General features: G+C 62.6%; 16 protein-coding genes. 3 read left to right on the forward strand and 13 right to left on the reverse strand.

The genetic code is table 11. The features are described 5' to 3' along the window. Window positions 1–4: 4 nt before the first annotated feature. From GNZ13_RS29140 to GNZ13_RS29150, 3 genes are all read right to left on the reverse strand, one after another. A complete protein-coding gene (locus GNZ13_RS29140) occupies window positions 5–526 on the reverse strand; it encodes a YbaK/EbsC family protein (protein ID WP_172171016.1) in 522 nt (173 codons plus the stop codon). Between the two features lie 29 nt (window positions 527–555). Further along, window positions 556–1,482 (reverse strand): hydroxymethylglutaryl-CoA lyase, encoded by a 927-nt coding sequence (locus GNZ13_RS29145; RefSeq protein WP_172171018.1) that lies wholly within the window; start codon window positions 1,480–1,482, stop codon window positions 556–558. A 107-nt stretch (window positions 1,483–1,589) separates the two neighbouring features. Then, complete coding sequence (locus GNZ13_RS29150) at window positions 1,590–2,531, reverse strand: 2-hydroxyacid dehydrogenase (RefSeq protein WP_172171020.1); 942 nt, start codon at window positions 2,529–2,531, stop codon at window positions 1,590–1,592. Between the two features lie 394 nt (window positions 2,532–2,925). Between GNZ13_RS29150 and GNZ13_RS29155 the strand changes: the two genes are divergently transcribed. After that, window positions 2,926–3,528: an RBBP9/YdeN family alpha/beta hydrolase gene (locus GNZ13_RS29155; RefSeq protein ID WP_172171022.1), complete on the forward strand. Its 603-nt coding sequence runs from the start codon at window positions 2,926–2,928 to the stop codon at window positions 3,526–3,528. A 106-nt stretch (window positions 3,529–3,634) separates the two neighbouring features. Then, complete coding sequence (locus GNZ13_RS29160) at window positions 3,635–4,660, forward strand: sulfate ABC transporter substrate-binding protein (protein ID WP_172171024.1); 1,026 nt, start codon at window positions 3,635–3,637, stop codon at window positions 4,658–4,660. Between the two features lie 177 nt (window positions 4,661–4,837). On the opposite strand, the gene bioB is transcribed toward GNZ13_RS29160, so the two are convergent. The 4 genes from bioB to bioA are packed head-to-tail and all read right to left on the reverse strand — an operon-like array spanning window position 4,838 to window position 9,222. Beyond that, complete coding sequence (gene bioB / locus GNZ13_RS29165) at window positions 4,838–5,926, reverse strand: biotin synthase BioB (protein WP_172171026.1); 1,089 nt, start codon at window positions 5,924–5,926, stop codon at window positions 4,838–4,840. Between the two features lie 34 nt (window positions 5,927–5,960). Next, window positions 5,961–6,692, reverse strand: a complete 732-nt coding sequence (bioD, locus tag GNZ13_RS29170; RefSeq protein WP_172171028.1) for a dethiobiotin synthase — start codon at window positions 6,690–6,692, stop codon at window positions 5,961–5,963. Further along, entirely contained in the window at window positions 6,689–7,873 is a 1,185-nt protein-coding gene (gene bioF / locus GNZ13_RS29175; protein ID WP_172171030.1) for an 8-amino-7-oxononanoate synthase, read from the reverse strand. Before bioF ends, bioD begins: the two co-directional genes overlap by 4 nt. Then, on the reverse strand, window positions 7,873–9,222 hold the full coding sequence (gene bioA, locus GNZ13_RS29180) for an adenosylmethionine--8-amino-7-oxononanoate transaminase (RefSeq protein ID WP_172171032.1): 1,350 nt from the start codon (window positions 9,220–9,222) through the stop codon (window positions 7,873–7,875). The genes bioF and bioA overlap by 1 nt, the downstream gene beginning before the upstream one ends. Window positions 9,223–9,760: 538 nt before the next feature. On the opposite strand from bioA, the gene GNZ13_RS29185 reads away from it, so the two are divergent. Then, window positions 9,761–10,891, forward strand: a complete 1,131-nt coding sequence (locus GNZ13_RS29185) for an IS481 family transposase (protein ID WP_172171034.1) — start codon at window positions 9,761–9,763, stop codon at window positions 10,889–10,891. A 242-nt stretch (window positions 10,892–11,133) separates the two neighbouring features. Here the strand turns inward: GNZ13_RS29185 and GNZ13_RS29190 are convergent, their stop codons facing one another. The 6 genes from GNZ13_RS29190 to can form a co-directional block, all read right to left on the reverse strand. Further along, window positions 11,134–12,408: a dienelactone hydrolase family protein gene (locus GNZ13_RS29190; protein ID WP_172171036.1), complete on the reverse strand. Its 1,275-nt coding sequence runs from the start codon at window positions 12,406–12,408 to the stop codon at window positions 11,134–11,136. Window positions 12,409–12,995: 587 nt separating this feature from the next. After that, on the reverse strand, window positions 12,996–13,445 hold the full coding sequence (locus GNZ13_RS29195) for a YchJ family protein (RefSeq protein WP_172171038.1): 450 nt from the start codon (window positions 13,443–13,445) through the stop codon (window positions 12,996–12,998). A 7-nt stretch (window positions 13,446–13,452) separates the two neighbouring features. Beyond that, window positions 13,453–14,583, reverse strand: coding sequence for an acyl-CoA dehydrogenase family protein (locus GNZ13_RS29200; RefSeq protein ID WP_172171040.1), 1,131 nt, complete (start codon window positions 14,581–14,583; stop codon window positions 13,453–13,455). A 36-nt stretch (window positions 14,584–14,619) separates the two neighbouring features. Further along, window positions 14,620–15,297, reverse strand: coding sequence for an SDR family oxidoreductase (locus tag GNZ13_RS29205; RefSeq protein WP_172171042.1), 678 nt, complete (start codon window positions 15,295–15,297; stop codon window positions 14,620–14,622). A gap of 49 nt (window positions 15,298–15,346) precedes the next feature. After that, window positions 15,347–16,555 (reverse strand): acetyl-CoA C-acetyltransferase, encoded by a 1,209-nt coding sequence (locus tag GNZ13_RS29210; RefSeq protein WP_172171044.1) that lies wholly within the window; start codon window positions 16,553–16,555, stop codon window positions 15,347–15,349. 7 nt (window positions 16,556–16,562) lie between these two features. Next, on the reverse strand, window positions 16,563–17,339 hold the full coding sequence (gene can / locus GNZ13_RS29215) for a carbonate dehydratase (protein ID WP_172171046.1): 777 nt from the start codon (window positions 17,337–17,339) through the stop codon (window positions 16,563–16,565). Window positions 17,340–17,386 lie beyond the last annotated feature (47 nt).

The following is a 17,386-nucleotide window of genomic DNA, read 5'->3' on the forward strand; positions in this document are numbered from 1 at the left end:
CGCTTCACGCCGTCTCGCGCAGCGCCACGTCGATCACCGGCGCGCCCGTCAGCGCAATCAGTTCCTGCGCGGTCAGATTGAACACCGCATGCGGATGACCCGCAGCGGCCCACAGGCTGTCGAGTTCCAACAGATCGGCATCGATCAGCGTGACGGGCTCCGTGGCGTGGCCGATCGGGCACACACCGCCGATCGCATAACCGGTTTTCTCGCGGACGAACTTTGCATCCGCACGGCCGATCTCGCCGACTTGCGCCGCGACCTTCTTTTCGTCGACGCGATTCGCTCCGCTCGCGACCACCAGTACCGGTGCGTCGTCTTCGCGGCGGCGAAACAGGATCGACTTGGCGATCTGCGCAACCGAGCAGCCGAGGCCGGTGGCGGCTTCGGCGGAAGTCTTGCCGGTTCCCGGCAGCATCACGATCCGGCCCGCGTGGCCGCGTTCACGCAACAACTGTGCGACGCGGCGCGCCGCGTCGGGCAACGCTGCGAGATCATCGGATTCGAGAGAAGCGTGGTCCGTCATCGTTCTATGTCCTGAATGGATTGCGAGAGTCAAACGCAGTTGGCCTGTTCGCTGCGCGCTTTGGCAAGCAACGCCTTGCCGGCGCGCGAGACGTTAGGCTTGCCAATCGACGTCGAAATGAAATCGCCGATCGCGACGACTTGCGCGAGATCGATGCCGGTCTCGATGCCGAGGCCGTTCATCAGATACAGCACGTCTTCGGTTGCGACGTTACCGGTTGCGCCCTTCGCATACGGGCAGCCGCCGAGCCCTGACACTGAAGCGTGATAGATCTCGATGCCTTCCTGCAACGCGGCGTAAATGTTCGCGAGCGCCTGACCGTAGGTGTCGTGGAAGTGCCCCGACAGACGTTCGCGCGGGAACACCTTGGTGACTGCCTCGAACACTTCGCGCGTGCGCTTCGGCGTACCGACGCCGATCGTATCCGCGATATCGATCTCGTCGCAACCGAGCGCCGCGAAACGTTCGACCACATCGACTACCGATTCCACCGGCACTTCGCCTTGATACGGACATCCGAGCGCACACGACACGCTGCCGCGAATTCGCAAGCCATGATCCTTCGCCGCCTGCGCGACCGGCGCGAATCGACCGATGCTTTCCGCGATGCTGCAATTGATGTTCTTCTGCGAGAACGCTTCGCTGGCCGCACCGAAGATCACGATCTCATCCGCGCGCGCGGCCAGCGCACCTTCGAAACCGCGCAGGTTCGGCGTCAGCACCGAGTAGATCGTACCGGCCCGGCGCTCGATGCCGGCCATGACATCGGCGCCGTCGGCCATCTGCGGCACCCATTTCGGCGATACGAACGACGCTGCTTCGACGTTGCGAAAGCCCGCCGCCGACAAGCGGTTGATCAACTCGATCTTGATCGCGGTGGGGACGAATTCTTTCTCGTTCTGCAGTCCGTCACGCGGACCGACTTCGACGATTTTGACGTGTTGGGGCAAGGCCATGATGTGTCTCCTGCCGCGCGTGGCGGCGCTCTTTCAGTTGCTCAGGTGGATTCGATGGTGGTGTTCAAAACCCGTGCTCGATATTTGCATTCATTCAGTATCCACGCTCAGTATCCACGTTCAATATCGACCACGCCGCCCACCGTTTCGCCGCGCATCAGCGCCGCCATTTTTCGTGCGACTTGCGCGACGCTCTCTTCGCGCAAGGTGAGCGCGGACATGTGCGGCGTAATCGTGATGCGCGGCTCCTGCCAGAACAGATGATCGGGCGGCAACGGTTCCTCGCGGAACACGTCCAGCGTCGCGGCGGCGAGCTGGCCGCTTGCGAGCGCTTCGAGCAGATCCTGTTCGACCAGATGACCGCCACGTGCGACGTTGATCAGATACGCACCCTTCGCGAGCCTGGAAAAGGTGCGCTTGCTCAGCACGTCGCCCGTATCCGGCGTATGCGGCAGCAGATTCACCAGCACTTTCACGCCGTCGAGAAATGCATCGAATTGCGCTTCACCGGCGAAGGCCGTGATGCCCTCGATTTGCCGCGCACTACGACTATAGCCGCGCACCGGCATCCCGAACGACGCGACCGTTTGCGCGACCTGCGCACCGAGTACGCCGAGGCCGAGCACGCCAACCGTGAAGGTCTCGCGTGGATGCGGATCGAGGACTTCCCAGCGGTGCTCGCTTTGCAGCGTCTGGTATTCGTCGAAACGGCGCAGGTAGCGCAGCACGGCATGCGTCACATATTCGGCCATCTGCAGGACCATGCCGGTGTCTTCGAGCCGGATCAACTGGGCATCGCGCGGCAGGGTACCGGGTTGCTCGTGTTCCAGCGCGAGGATCGCATCGACGCCCGCGCCGAGGTTGAAGATCGCGCGCAGATCGTCGCGGCCGGCCAGCATCTCACGCGGCGGGCGCCACACGACCGCGAAATCGGCTGGGCCGGAGTCGCCCGTCTGCCATTCGCGCAGTTCGGCTTCCGGCAGCGCGCGGGCGAAGTCGTGGAGCCACGCGGCGGCGTCGGCATGCGGCATGTAGAAGAGGATTTTCATACGGTCCGGAAGGCGCGTGCGTTGTCGAGTCTGATGGCGGGAAAGGCCCGGTAGAGCGGTTGCAACGCCCACGATGCTTCAGACGACGCTAGCGGCATGGGGCCTCCTCCTTTTATGGATAGGCTTCATTCTACTTTTTCGACGCGGATCGCGTGCGTTCGCGCACGGGCGTGCGGTTTTGGCCCGAACTTCTGGCTCGGCCACGCTCCTTGGCGTGGCTTGCATTGAGCCACGGGCCACGGCAATGGCAAGGACTACGGCAAGGGCAACGGCAAGCCCGCGCGAAGCGATTTGGCCGTGCATTTACCCCATAAACAAAGCACAAAAACTTGGTTCGCCCTTGCGGCGCCAGGCGGGACAATCACTTTCCGGATTCCGGCAGCGAGGGACTGACATGCTTTCATGCACCAAATCGACATGGCCGCCGCGGCTCGTCACCGTTCCCGGCCTGCACGGCAGCGAGGGCGCGCACTGGCAAACATGGCTCGAACGGCAATTCGCGCGCTCGCTGCGCGTCGAACAGGCCGACTGGGATGCCCCGGACGTCGCCGTCTGGGCGAAGTCGCTGCGCGATCTGCTCGCGCGCGAACGTGGGCCGTTCGTGCTGGCCGCCCACAGCTTCGGTTGCCTTGCGACTGCGCATGCGTTGCAGCAGGCCTCGTATGCGAACGATGTGGTCGGCGTGCTGTTCGTCGCGCCTGCGAGTCCGCAGAAATTCGCCTTCGCCGGGCAGTTCGACGCCCGGCGTCTCGGCGTGCCGTCGATTCTGATCGGCAGCGAAACCGACCCGTGGATGCCGCTCGCCGGTTCGCGCGATCTCGCGCAGCGTTTCGGCAGCGCGTTTGTCAATCTCGGCGACGCGGGACACATCAACACCGCGGCGGGGTTCGGCCCGTGGCCGCGCGCCAAATATTTCGTCGATACGCTGGTGCATTGCGCGGCGCCATTGCGCTTTCGTGAGGAGGTGTTCGAGGTCGCGCAGCACGCGTTCGTTTGAGCGCCCAATTGAGCACGAGTGACCTAGTAAGCGATCCGTTAGAATCCCGCTTCACGCTGCACGCTTGTGCGGCCACAGATTTTCATCATCGACAGGCGGGGACAAGATGGCAGGCAAGACGGGGACATCGCGCTGGCTGGCAGCCGGCATGACGGCAATGACGCTCGCGCTCGGCGGCATCTCGACGGCGCACGCAGACACGTCGCTGCTCAACGTGTCGTACGACGTGACGCGCGAGTTGTACAAGGACATCAACGCCGGCTTCATCACGGCATACAAGCAGAAGAGCGGCGAGACCGTGTCGATTCGCCAGTCGCATGGTGCGTCGAGCGCGCAGGCGCTGTCGGTGCTGCAAGGACTGCAGGCTGACGTCGTGACAATGAACCAGCCGAACGACATCGACCTGCTCGCCGAAAAAGGCCAACTGGTGCCCGCCAACTGGCGCACGCGCCTGCCGGACGACAGCGCCCCGTACACCACGACAATGGTGTTCCTCGTGCGCAAGGGCAATCCGAAGCACATCAAGGACTGGGACGACCTCGCCAAACCTGGCGTGCAAGTGGTGATCGCCAATCCGAAGACTTCGGGTAACGGCCGCTACACGTATCTGGCTGCATGGGGTTATCGCAAGCAGCACGGCGGCACCGATGCACAGGCACTCGACTTCGAAAAGGCGATTTTCAAGAACGTGCCGGTGCTCGACACGGGCGGACGCGGCGCGACGACGACCTTCACGCAACGCGGTATCGGCGACGTGCTGGTGACGTTCGAAAACGAAGTGTCGTTGATCGACACGGGGGTGGGCGCGGGCAATTTCGAAGCGGTGTATCCGTCGGTGAGCCTGCTGGCTGCGCCGCCGGTGTCGATCGTCGACAAGGTGGTCGACAAGCGCGGCACGCGCAAGGAAGCGCAGGCGTATCTCGACTATCTGTGGTCGCCGGCCGCGCAAGAAATCATTGCGCAGCACCATCTGCGTCCGCGTGACAAGAACGTGCTCGCAAAGCACGCGGCCGAGTTCAAACCGATCAAGACCTTCACGGTCGAAGAAATGTTCGGCAACTGGCAGAAAGCGCAGCAAACGCATTTCTCCGATGGCGGGACGTTCGATCAGATCATCGTCGACAAGAAGTAAATCTTCGCCTCAGTTCCGCAGACCGTCAGACCACCAGACGTAAAAAGGCCGCCTCGTTTCTGAACTGCCTTCCAGAAGTTGGACACCCGTCCAACGATTTGGGAGCAGCTCATTTCCGAGGCGGCCTTTTTTATTGCGCGTGCTTGCTGCGCCACTGACGCGCGAACGTCGAATTCGTTAGTTCGACGCAGCGTGCTTATCACAGCCATGCTCGCAGCCGCTCTGATCCAGCGGCATCTGCTGCGCTGCTTCCGCGCGAATGCCAAGGCGTTCGAGCAGCTTGCGGTCCGCTTCGGCTTGCGGGTTGCTGGTGGTCAGCAACTGGTCGCCGTAGAAAATCGAGTTCGCGCCGGCGAGGAAGCACAGCGCCTGCAACGCTTCGTCCATCTGCTCGCGGCCCGCCGACAGACGCACCATCGCGCGCGGCATCGTGATACGTGCAACTGCAATCGTACGGACGAATTCGAACGGATCGATCGCTTCGGTGCCGGTCAGCGGTGTGCCTTCCACTTGCACCAGGTTGTTGATCGGCACCGATTCCGGATAGGGCTCCATGTTCGCCAGTTGCGCGATCAGGCCGGCGCGCTCACGGCGCGATTCGCCCAAGCCGACAATCCCGCCGCAGCATACGTTGATGCCCGCATCGCGCACGCGCTCCAGCGTGTCGAGACGGTCCTGATACGTGCGCGTCGAAATGATCTGGCCGTAGAACTCCGGCGAAGTATCGAGGTTGTGGTTGTAGTAGTCGAGGCCCGCTTCGCGCAGACCCTGCGCCTGATGCGTTTCCAGCATGCCGAGCGTCACGCAGGTTTCGAGGCCCATCGCCTTCACGCCGCGGATCATGTCCTTGATCGGCTCGAGGTGACGGTCCTTCGGATTGCGCCACGCCGCGCCCATGCAGAAGCGCGTCGCACCGTTTTCCTTCGCGACCTTTGCGGCAGCCAATACTTCATCGACCGGCATCAGTTTATCGGCCTGCAGGCCCGTGTCGTGATGGACCGACTGCGGACAGTACGCGCAATCTTCTTCGCAACCGCCGGTCTTGATCGACAGCAGCGTCGACAGTTGCACCGTGTTCGCGTCGAAGTGTTCGCGGTGGGTTTGCTGCGCGCGGAACATCAGGTCGTTGAACGGCAGTTCGTACAGCGCGACGATGTCGGCGACGCGCCATTTGGCCATCGGTTTGGCGTCTGCTGCGGCGTTGTTGGCGTTGTGATTCGAGGCGGCCGTATCGGCTGGCGCCGGAGCGATGTTCAGTTGCGTCATGTCGTCAATCCTCATGGATGGATGTAATGGGTTTTCAGCGCTGCGTGTGGCGCAGCGTCTGCAGGAGTCGGTTGATGTCGAGTTGATCCGCCGCGAGCTCGGGCGAAGCCGGGCTCATGTGCGGCACGATGCCGAGCAGGGGCGCGTCGTGTTCGCGCGCAAGATGCTCGCGAATCGAGGAGATGTTTTCATCCGGGAACGTCATGTCCGGATCGACGCGATTCGCCACCCAGCCGGCAAGCGTCAACCCACGCGCGGCGATCGCTTCGGCGGTGAGTAGCGCATGGCTGATGCAGCCGAGGCGCATGCCGACCACCAGTACGACCGGCAGTTTCAGCGCGACAGCTAGATCGGTGGTGTCTTGCGTGGCGGTCAGCGGCACGCGAAAACCGCCGACGCCTTCGACCACGACGATCTCGGCCTGCTGCAAAGCTTGCGCATGGCAATCGACGATGTGGTCGATATCGAACGTGACGTTCTCCAGCGCGGCGGCGATATGCGGCGCGGCAGGTTCTTTCAGCAGATACGGCGTGCGAATCGCCGGCGGCAGCAGGACGCTCGACGCGGCGTCGAGTTGGTCCGCGTCTTCGTTATGCAACACTCCGTTCACTTCGAACGCACCCGCGGCGATCGGTTTCATCGCGGCGGCTTGCAGGCCTTCGCGCACGAAACCGCGCAGGAGTGCTGCGGACACGAAGGTCTTGCCTATTTCCGTATCGGTGCCGGTGACGAATAGCGACAGCGCGCTTCGACTCGAGCCACTCATGCCGCCTTCGCCCCGAGTTGTTGCAAGCCCGCTTCGAGCCGGTCCAGATCCGCTTGCGAATGCGCGGCTGAAAGCGAAATGCGCAGTCGCGAGGTACCTGCGGGCACGGTCGGCGGACGGATCGCCGGCACCCAGAGACCCGCGCGATCGAGCGTGGCCGCGATATCGAGCGTGGCCTCGTTCGAGCCGATGATCAGCGGCTGCACGGCGGTGTGCGAATCGACCGGCAGCCACGGCGTGGCTTTAAGCATCGCGCGCGTGCGTTCGATCAGTTGCTGGAGATGCGCGCGCCGCACGTCACCTTCTTCGCCGCCGATGATACGCAGGCTCGCCGACACCGCATGCGCCGCAGCGGGCACCGAAGCGGTCGTGAAGATGTACGGGCGCGCGCGCTGCACGAGCCATTCGATCACGGTCTCATGCGCGACAACGAATGCGCCCGATACGCCAGCCGCTTTACCGAGCGTGCCGATCGAAATCAGATTCGACGAGCGCAACGCGGCCTCAGCGACCGCGCCGCGGCCTTGCGGACCGAGGACGCCGAAACCGTGCGCATCGTCGACGATCAGCCATGCGCCATGCTGTTCCGCGAGTTCGAGCAAACGCGCGAGAGGCGCGATATCTCCGTCCATGCTGAACACGGTATCGGAGACGATGACTTTGACCTCGGCGTTCGACGCGTCGAGCATCGCGCTCAAGGCTTCCGTATCGCAGTGCGGATAGATCTGCACGTCGGCGCGCGAGAGGCGCGCGCCGTCGATCAGCGACGCGTGATTCAGCGCATCGGAAAAGAGCGTCGTGCCACGGCCCGCGAGCGCCGTGAGCGTCGCGAGATTCGCCATGTAGCCGGTGCTGAAGTAGAGCGCGCGCGCATTGTCGACGAAGCCGCCGGCGAATTCGGCCAGATCGTCTTCGAGCTGCGCATGCGCGCGCGAGTGGCCGCCGAGCAGATGCGAACCGCCGCTGCCCGCGCCGTAGCGCTGCGCGCCTTCGGCGATCGCCGCGATCAGTTTCGGATGCGCCGCGAGCCCGAGATAGTCGTTACTGGCGAAGCCGATGATTGCGCGGCCGTCGACCGTCATGTGCGCGGCGCACGGCGTGTCGGCGATGCGGCGACGACGGCGCAGACCGCGCTCGTCGATGTCCTTGAGGCCTTCGGTGAGTGTGTCGAGCAGGTGCATTAGCGGGTCTCCGCGAGCGTGGCTTCGAAGGTTTCGCGCGTGCGCGTGGCGAGCAGTGCGATTTCTTCGTCGTCCAGGATGTAAGGCGGCATCAGATACACCGTCGTCGAAATCGGACGCAGCAGCAGTTCACGCTGCAACGCGTTTTCGAAGAAGCGGCGCGAGAATGTTTTGGCTTGCTGAGCGTCGTCGATCACGGCGTCGAATGCGAAGATCGTGCCGCACTGACGCAGATTGCGCACCTGCTTGTGTTCGGCGAGCGGTGCGAGCGCGGCCTTCAGCTTCGCGGATTTCTGCGCGTTGACGGCGAGTACGTTGTCGCTTGCGAAGAGATCGAGCGTGGCGAGCGCCGCGCGGCACGCGAGCGGATTGCCGGTGTACGAGTGCGAGTGCAGGAAGCCGCGCGCGGTGTCATCGTGATAGAAGGCTTCGAAAATTTCATCGCGCGAGAGCACGATCGAGAGCGGCAGATAGCCGCCGCTGATGCCTTTCGACAGACACAGAAAGTCAGGCCAGATGCCGGCTTGTTCGCATGCGAAGAACGTGCCCGTGCGTCCGCAGCCGACGGCGATTTCATCGGCGATCAGATGTACGCCGTACTGATCGCACAGCGCACGCAATCCGGCGATATACGACGGGTCGTGCATCGCCATGCCGGCCGCGCATTGCACGAGCGGCTCGACGATCAGCGCGGAAATTTTCGTGGCGCGTGCTTCGAACAGCGAGCGAACCTGATCGAGTGCGCGACGCGCGACATCGGCTGCTGTTTCGCCGGCTTGCGCGAGCCGAGCATCGGGCGAGGCAACGACGTGCGCGTTGCGGATCAGCGGGTCGTAGGCGTCCTTGAAGAGCGCGACGTCGGTGACGCCGAGCGCGCCGATGGTTTCGCCGTGATAGCTGTTGGCGATGCAGACGAATTCCTGCTTGTCGGCGAAACCGCGATTGCGCCACGAGTGGAAGCTCATCTTCAGCGCGATTTCAACGGCCGATGCGCCATCGGATGCGAAGAACGCGTGACCGAGCGTGTTGTTGGTGAGTGCGCTGAGACGCTCCGCGAGTTCGATGGCTGGCTCGTGCGTGCAGCCGGCGAGCATTGCGTGTTCGAGCGTGTCGAGCTGGTCTTTCAGTGCCGCGTTGATGCGGGGGTTGGCGTGGCCGAACAGGTTGACCCACCATGAGCTGATCGCGTCCAGATACCGGTTGTTCGCGCGATCGTAGAGCCACGCGCCTTGACCGCGCGCGACCGGGATTAGCGGCAGGCGCTCGTGGTGCTTCATCTGGGTGCAGGGGTGCCAGACGGCACGCAGGCTGCGGGTGATCCAGTCTTCAGGAGATGCTGAGTTTTCCAAAGGGTACTCCGAGGTGCTTTTTTGCCGTTGCACGGCTGGCTTTTTTAGGGCCTTTTCATTCGTGGTGCGGGTTTTTCTTTGCGCTGCGCGCGGCCTTGAATTGGCGTCCGGGGTCGAGATTAGCGGTTTATTTCGTGCTGTGCACGAGGGGCTGGGGTTGGTTTTTTGCCCGCGGCGCTGGGGTTTGGTGCTGTTCGATGCAGGTGGTTTCAGATCTGTTCTGAAGGTCGCTAATCGACGGAGTTAACGACGACAAAGTAGTTGGACCTTGTGGGCGGGAATTTGGCCTGCTCGGCGGTTTTGGGCTGTTTGCCTGCGGCGTTGGCCTTTCCTTGATCTGGTTGCCTGCGCAGCGTTTGTTCGTCTGTATGCCTGCGGCGTTGGCCTTTCCTTGGTTTCTTATCGGTCTATTAGCGTCGCCCCTGTGCGGGGCGGGCACTTACTTCTCTTTGCCGCCGTGTATAGACCGGAGACATAGCTGACAGGTGTGCGGGGACATGGTTGACACTTCCGGGTATTAAAACGCCCGGTCCCGACCATGCCCTGGAATGCAAGAGACACCATGAGCCTCCGACAGGAATTTGTTCATCTGGCCAGTCAACACACGCTGACGATGACTGAGCTGTGCCAGCGCTTTAATATCAGCCGGCAGACCGGCTACAAATGGCTTAATCGCGGCGAGAACGCGCTGTCAGATCAATCCCGGCGCCCTGCCAGCAGTCCCTCAAAGACCCCCGCTGCCATGGAGCAGGAAGTGGTGCGGTTGCGCCAGGCCCATCCGCGTTGGGGTGGCCGCAAGATCAGCCGGCGCCTGCGGGATCTGGGCTTTGAGGCGGTGCCACAGGCCAGCACCGTGACCGACATTCTGCACCGGCACAACCTGATCCTGCCGGCCGATTCAGCGATGAGCCAACCCTGGAAGCGCTTTGAGCACGAGCAGCCCAACGTACTCTGGCAGATGGACTTCAAGGGGCACTTTGAGACCCTCGAGAAGGAGCGCTGCAGCCCCCTGACGGTACTCGACGACCACTCGCGCTTCAGCATCCTGCTGCGCGCCTGTGGACCCACCGACACCGCTACCGTGCAGACGGGATTGCGGGAGGCGTTTGGGCACTACGGCTTGCCATTGCGCATCAACACCGATAACGGCTCGCCGTGGGGGGCGCCCGGCAGTCCGGGTCAGCTCACCGAACTGGCCGTCTGGCTGATCCGGCTGGGTATTCGTATCAGTTACAGCCGGCCTTATCACCCGCAGACCAACGGCAAGGACGAACGGTTTCACCGTACGCTGAAGGCTGAAGTACTGAACGGACGAAGCTTCGCCACCCAGCAGCACGTGCAACAGGAACTGGACCGCTGGCGCACCGTATATAACTGCGAGCGCCCGCATGAGGCGATCGGCATGGACACGCCGATCAGCCGTTACCGGCCTAGCCCCCGCGCGTATCCATCCATCCTGCCGGAGCCGGAGTACGGCCCGGATGACGTGGTGCTGCGGGTCAAAGCGAATGGTCAGCTACGCTTTGAAGGACAGCACCTTAGGGTCTCGAAAGCACTTTATGGGCTGCCGGTTGCGGCACGCGCAAAGCCGGGCGAAGACGGCGTATTTGAATTCTGGTTTGCCCATCATCGCATCCTCACCCTTGACCTGAGGAGCGAAAATCACTGACCATAAAGTGTCAATGATGTCCCCGCACACCTGTCAGCCATGTCTCCGGTCTATACACGGCGGCAAAGAGAAGTAAGTGCCCGCCCCGCACAGGGGCGACGCTAATAGACCAATAAGAAACCAAGGAAAGGCCAACGCCGCAGGCATACAGACGAACAAACGCTGCGCAGGCAACCAGATCAAGGAAGGGCCAACGCCGCAGGCAAACAAACAAAAAGCGCCGCGAAGGCAAAAATCAACTCTTAATTCCGACTAGCAATAGCCCGCCGCTCACCGGCAGAACCCGCCGAAGAAGAATCTGCCGTCTGCGAAGACCCATCCCCCCAAACAACGGAGTTATCAACCGCATACAACCGGCAAGGCGCCGAACTCTGCTTCTGGCAATTAGCAATAGCCACCGACATCGGATTATCGCCACCCTCGGCCCACGACCACGCACCCGTGTCCGAAACAGCAAAAGCCCGACTAGGATACTGACGCAGAAAATTGCGATATCCATTACGGCCAGCTTCGTCGACAAACGGCACAGAGTCGACCGCATCGACAGCAGCAAACCCACTCGCCTTCGGCAACGAAGGATCCGAAACCCGATATTGCACGCCGGTAGGCATCCCCACCCGAGCTAGGAAAGCCTCGACAGCAGGCCACCACACATGCACGCCATCGCGATCGCCCACGAGTCGATGCGCGTCATTCTTGTAGTCGCCGAAATCCACCATCTTCGCGCTCGCGCCGTGCGCGGCATACGCGGCATACATGCCGGCCACCAGCGGCGCCGTCCACACCGAATCGTTATCGCCATACAACCACAGCGACGGCGCCTTCGTTTTCTCGCCATACGCGCCGAATGCACGTGTCAGGTTGCCTTGCCAGTCGCCGCACGCGTCCTGCCGCAAACCGCCCGAGAAATTGATCAAGGCCCGCACGCCCGGTGCAGCTTCGGAGCCGTATGCCATCGTTGCCAAGCCGCCGTGCGAGGTGCCGGCCACCACAATGTGCGTCGCATCCACGTACGGCTGCTTCGACATGTAATCGATCGTCGCGGCCACGTCGCCGGCCTGGCTGACACCGTTGCGTTCGACGTCGCAACCATCCTGCTGATAAGTGCCGCCCGAATGGCCGAAGCCTTGACGGTTCGGCGCGACCACCACGTAGCCGCGGCGCACGAATTCACGCGCGAACGGCAGCGGGTCGCTGCGCTCCTGCGTGCGCGGGTCGCCAGGAATCTTGCCGTGGTTGAAAACGATCATCGGAAACGGGCCTGCGCCGTCCGGTTTGTAGATCGTCGTTTCGAGCGTGACCGTGCCGGCAGCGTCGACCGGCACGCGGATGATCTGTTCGTTGAGGCCGGCGGTGGGCAGATAGACGTCGTCGTCGAGCGCGATGCGCGGCACGTGTGCGCGGGTGAGAGGCCCTGCCTGGGTGTCGCCGAGTGGCTCGGCATGCGCGAGTGCGACAGCGCATATCGCCGCTGCACACGTCACCGCACACTTCGTCAGAACCTTGCTGAACACCATTCACGCACCTGCCTCAAAAAAACTGTCCTGAACACCGGGATGCCTTGTCTGTCGAATGTCATCGCTGACAATTGCCTTTCATCGACGTTTTCGACAAACAAAAGCACACTCGCGTACGTAGTGCGCCAAGCGCACGCACGCTAATCGAGATCGCACGGGATGAACCCAAACGGCCGACGCGACCCCACGCGCCGATGATGAGCGCCACAGATGCTGCCCGGAACCGCCGTCGAACCCTTGCTGGTGGGCTATCGGCAGGCACCTGCGCATTTTGCGGAACCGGTATGGACCTGTTCTCGCAATGTGGCGTCACAAACCTACGGCCTCATCCTGGCACGACAATTTTGTTTTGTGCAATCAAGGAGAACCCGCGACGCAAAAATTGCCGCGTGCGGATCAGGGAGTGTTCGCCCCCCCGAGAGGCTGCAAAGCGCCCGTCACACGGTGCTTGGCTGCACGAAGTAATTTGTCGCAACATACGCGCTGTGGTGTCGAGCCAACACGAAAAAAAGCCCTCGTTTGAGGGCCATATGTGATCACGGCGCTATCTGCGTCGTTGGGTTGTGTAAGGCTGTGGAAGGTACGGCTTATTCACTCACGTCACCGTCGACATAGCGCCAGCATCCATCTTCCCCGCGGACGAAGCGGCTCAGCTCGTGCAGCCGGTGGGCGCGCCCGTCTACCTTGTATCGTGCGACGAATTCGACGGTCGCATGATCGGCGTTGGTTTCAGTGAAGGCTTTGATCTGCAGTCCGAGCCAACGCGGCGCGTCCGGGGCAGCAGGGTCGGCGTCGAGATCGGTGGGGCAGGTGTGCGGCGTCCAGGTCGCGCGCAAATAATCCGTTGCGCCTACAACATACGCGCTGTAACGCGAGCGCATCAGTTCGAGCGCGCGCGGCGCGGTTTCTCCGCCATCAATGTAGCGGCCGCAACATTGTGCGAAACGGGGCGGTTTGGCCCCGCTGCGCTGATCGGGCGCGGCGCCGCCGCATGGACAGTCGGACGGTCGCTGCGTTGACAACAATGGCTTATTCATCAGACTTTCAGCCGAGACCGCGCGCGATCAAAATTTTCTGGATGTCGCTGGTGCCTTCGTAAATCTGGCACACACGGACATCGCGATAGATGCGCTCGACAGGGAAGTCGCTCAGATAACCGTAGCCGCCATGAATCTGCAAGGCTGCCGAGCAGATGCGCTCGGCGGCCTTCGAGGCAAACAGCTTGGCCATCGCGGCCTCGGTCAGGCAGGGCTGGCCGGCGTCTTTCAGCGAAGCCGCGTGCCAGATCAACTGGCGCGCGGCTTCGAGTTGGGTCGCCATATCAGCGAGACGGAATTGCACGGCCTGGTGCGAAAACAGCGGCTGGCCGAAGCTCTCGCGTTCCTTCGCATAGCCTAATGCCGCCTCGAACGCGGCTCGCGCCATACCGACGCTCTGCGCCGCGATACCGATGCGCCCGCCTTCGAGCCCCGATAGCGCAATCCGATAGCCTTCGCCTTCTGCGCCGATCAGATTCGCGGCCGGCACGCGGCAATCTTCAAAAATAATCTGGGCGGTGTCCGACGAATGCTGGCCAAGCTTTTCTTCGACTCGCGCGACGACGTACCCCTTCGTGTCGGTCGGCACGATAAATGCGCTGATGCCGCGCTTGCCCGCCGCTTTGTCGGTCACGGCCGTGACGATCGCGACATTGCCGTTTTTGCCGCTCGTGATGAACTGTTTGACGCCGTTCAACACGTAGCCGTCGCCATCTCGTGTCGCGGTGGTGCGTAGCGCGGATGCGTCCGAGCCCGCTTGCGGCTCGGTCAGACAAAACGCGCCGAGCATCTCGCCGCGCGCGAGCGGCGTGAGCCAGTCGCGTTTCTGATCTTCGTTGCCATAGGTCAGCAGAATGCTGCACACTGGGCAGTTGTTGACGGAGATCGCAGTCGAGGTGCCGCCGTCGCCCGCCGCGATTTCCTCGAGGATCAGCGCGAGCGCTAGCGCGTCCATGCCGGCGCCGCCGTACGCTTCGGGCACCAGCACGCCATACGCGCCGAGTTCGGCAAGCTGACGATGTACGTCCTTCGGAAAGATGCGCTCGCGGTCCCATTGCGCCGCGTGCGGGGTGACCGCTTCGCGGACGAACGTGCGCACCGCATCGCGGACCATCAGGTGATCCTGATCAAGCACCATGGCTCGGTCTCCTCGTTAGTCTCCCCATGTGTCGCCTCACCAGTCGAGCGCCGTGCCGTCGTATTGATAGAAGCGGCCGTTGAACGCTTCACGCGCGGCCGCTGCCTGCGCGAGCACTTCACGCATGCCGGTGACGCTGCGCGCCGGATCGATCGCCGCTTGCGCGCCACCCATGTCGGTGCGCACCCAGCCAGGGTGCAGCGAAATACACGTTGCGCGCGTTGTATCCAGCGAGGCGACTTTCAGCGCGTCGTTGAGCGCAGCCTTACTCGCTCGATACAGCCAGCCGGTCGTGCCGCTTGCGTCACCGATACTGCCCATCTTGCTCGAAATCACCGCGAACACACCGCCGGCTGCTTCGACGAGCGGCAGCAGGATCGGCATCAACTGCATCGGACCGCGCACATTCGTGTGCATGACCTGGTCGAAGTCTTCGGCCGTGATCGTTTCGATGTCCTCGGTGCGCGGGCCGTACACGCCCGACACCAGCACCGCCGCGTCGAGCTGTTCGCCGTCGAGCTTCCAGCCGAGCGCGGCGATTTCTTCGGGCGCGGTGACGTCGAGTGAAAAGGTCTCCGCGCCAAGCGCTTTCAGCGCGTCGAGCGCAACGCCGTCGCGCGCGGTGGCGAGCACGCGCCAGCCGCTCTTCTTGTATTGCCGCACAAACTCCTGGCCGATCCCGCGCGATGCACCGACGATCAACACTGTCTTCATCGAATCACCTCAAGCTCTCAAACGGCTGTAAACAGCGCGTCAAACCAGTTCAAACCAGCTCAATGCCCATCGCGGTCGCTTCGCCACCGCCGATGCACAGTGTCGCGACGCCACGCTTCAGACCGCGGTTTTTCAACGCGCCGATCAGCGTGACGAGAATGCGTGCGCCCGATGCGCCGATCGGATGGCCGAGTGCACAGGCGCCGCCGTTCACGTTGACCTTGTCATGCGGCAGATGATGTTCCTTCATCGCGGCCATCGTGACCACCGCGAACGCTTCGTTGACCTCATACAGATCCACTTCGTCGGCGCGCCAGCCGTTCTTCTCGAACAGCTTGCGGATCGCACCGACCGGCGCGGTGGTGAACTTCGCCGGTTCTTGAGCGAAGGTAGAGTGACCGACCACGCGAGCAAGAGGCTCGACACCGAGACGCTTCGCGGTCGATTCACGCATCATCACGAGCGCCGCGGCGCCGTCGGAAATCGACGACGAGTTCGCCGCCGTCACCGTGCCAGTTTTGCTGAACGCAGGCTTGAGCGTCGGAATCTTGTCGAGGTTCGCTTTGAACGGCTGCTCGTCGTGATCGATGGTCACGTCGCCCTTGCGGCTCTCCACCTTCACCGGCGCGATTTCCCATGTAAACGAGCCGTCTTCATTCGCGCGCTTCGCACGATTCAGGGACTCGACGGCGAACGCATCCTGCGCTTCGCGCGTGAAGTCGAACGACGCCGCGCATTCCTCGGCGAAGGTGCCCATCAAACGGCCTTTTTCGTAGGCGTCTTCGAGACCGTCGTAGAACATGTGGTCGATCACCTGGCCGTGGCCCATGCGCATACCGTTACGCGCTTTGGGCAGTAAATACGGTGCGTTCGTCATGCTCTCCATGCCGCCCGCGACGATCACATCGACCGAGCCCGCGGCCAGCATGTCGTGCGCGAACATCGCCGCGCGCATGCCGGAGCCGCACATCTTGTTGACCGTGGTGCTGCCGGTGCTCAATGGCAAGCCGGCGCCGAGTGCGGCCTGACGCGCGGGCGCCTGGCCGAGGCCGGCGGGCAGCACGCAACCCATCACCACTTCGTCGATCTGCTGCGGCTTCAAGCCGGCGCGTTGCACGGCGGCTTCGATTGCAACCGAGCCCAACTGCGGCGCGGTTAGCGAAGCGAAATCGCCCTGGAATGCCGCCATCGGCGTGCGGGCCACACCGACGATTACGATCGGATCAGACATTGTCTCGCTCATGTTTGTCTCACTCATGCGTGTCTCATTCATCTTTAAACTCCTTGATCACACCTTCGACGATAGCCGGCACATCGCCGAGCTGGGCCGCATCGGCGGCGACCATGTCGTTGTCTGCCTTATGCGCGCCGCTGGCTGACACCGCGGCGACGCAGCTCTTATAGGTCGCATCTAGCGCGGCAGGCTCGCTAATCGTCATGCCGAGGTTGCGCACCTTGCCGTCATGCACGCCATACACCCAGCCGTGCACGGTCAGTTCCTGGCCGCGTGCCCACGCATCGTTGATAATGGTGGTCCGGCATACGTTCATGACCTGTTCGATCGCATTCAGTTCGACCAGACGCCGATGGCGCGCCTCACCGAGCGGCCATTCTTCGATCAACGCAGCGTGCTTGGTGCGAACGTCCTGCACATGATGCAACCAGTTATCCGCGAGACCCACGCGCCGGCCGTGCAGCGCCGCGCCGACGCCCGAGCAGCCATAGTGACCCACCACCATGATGTGCTTGACCTTCAGCAGATCGACGGCGAACTGGATCACCGACAGGCAGTTCAGATCCGTATGCACCACCACGTTCGCGATATTTCTGTGCACGAACACTTCGCCTGGCGGCAGGCCGATGATCTGATTGGCCGGCACGCGCGAATCGGAACAGCCGATCCACAGGTATTCGGGTGTCTGCTGGTGCGCGAGGCGCGAGAAGTACTCCGGATCTTCGGACAGCTTGCGGGCCACCCACGCGTCGTTGTTGTCGAACAGATGAGCCAGCGGATTGGCAGCGGGAGAAGCGTTCGTATTCATGATGAGTCTGGGCGGTTGCTCGACCGATTGACCGGTCGATGTCGTTA

The organism is Paraburkholderia elongata (assembly GCF_013177735.1).
GTDB lineage: Bacteria > Pseudomonadota > Gammaproteobacteria > Burkholderiales > Burkholderiaceae > Paraburkholderia > Paraburkholderia elongata.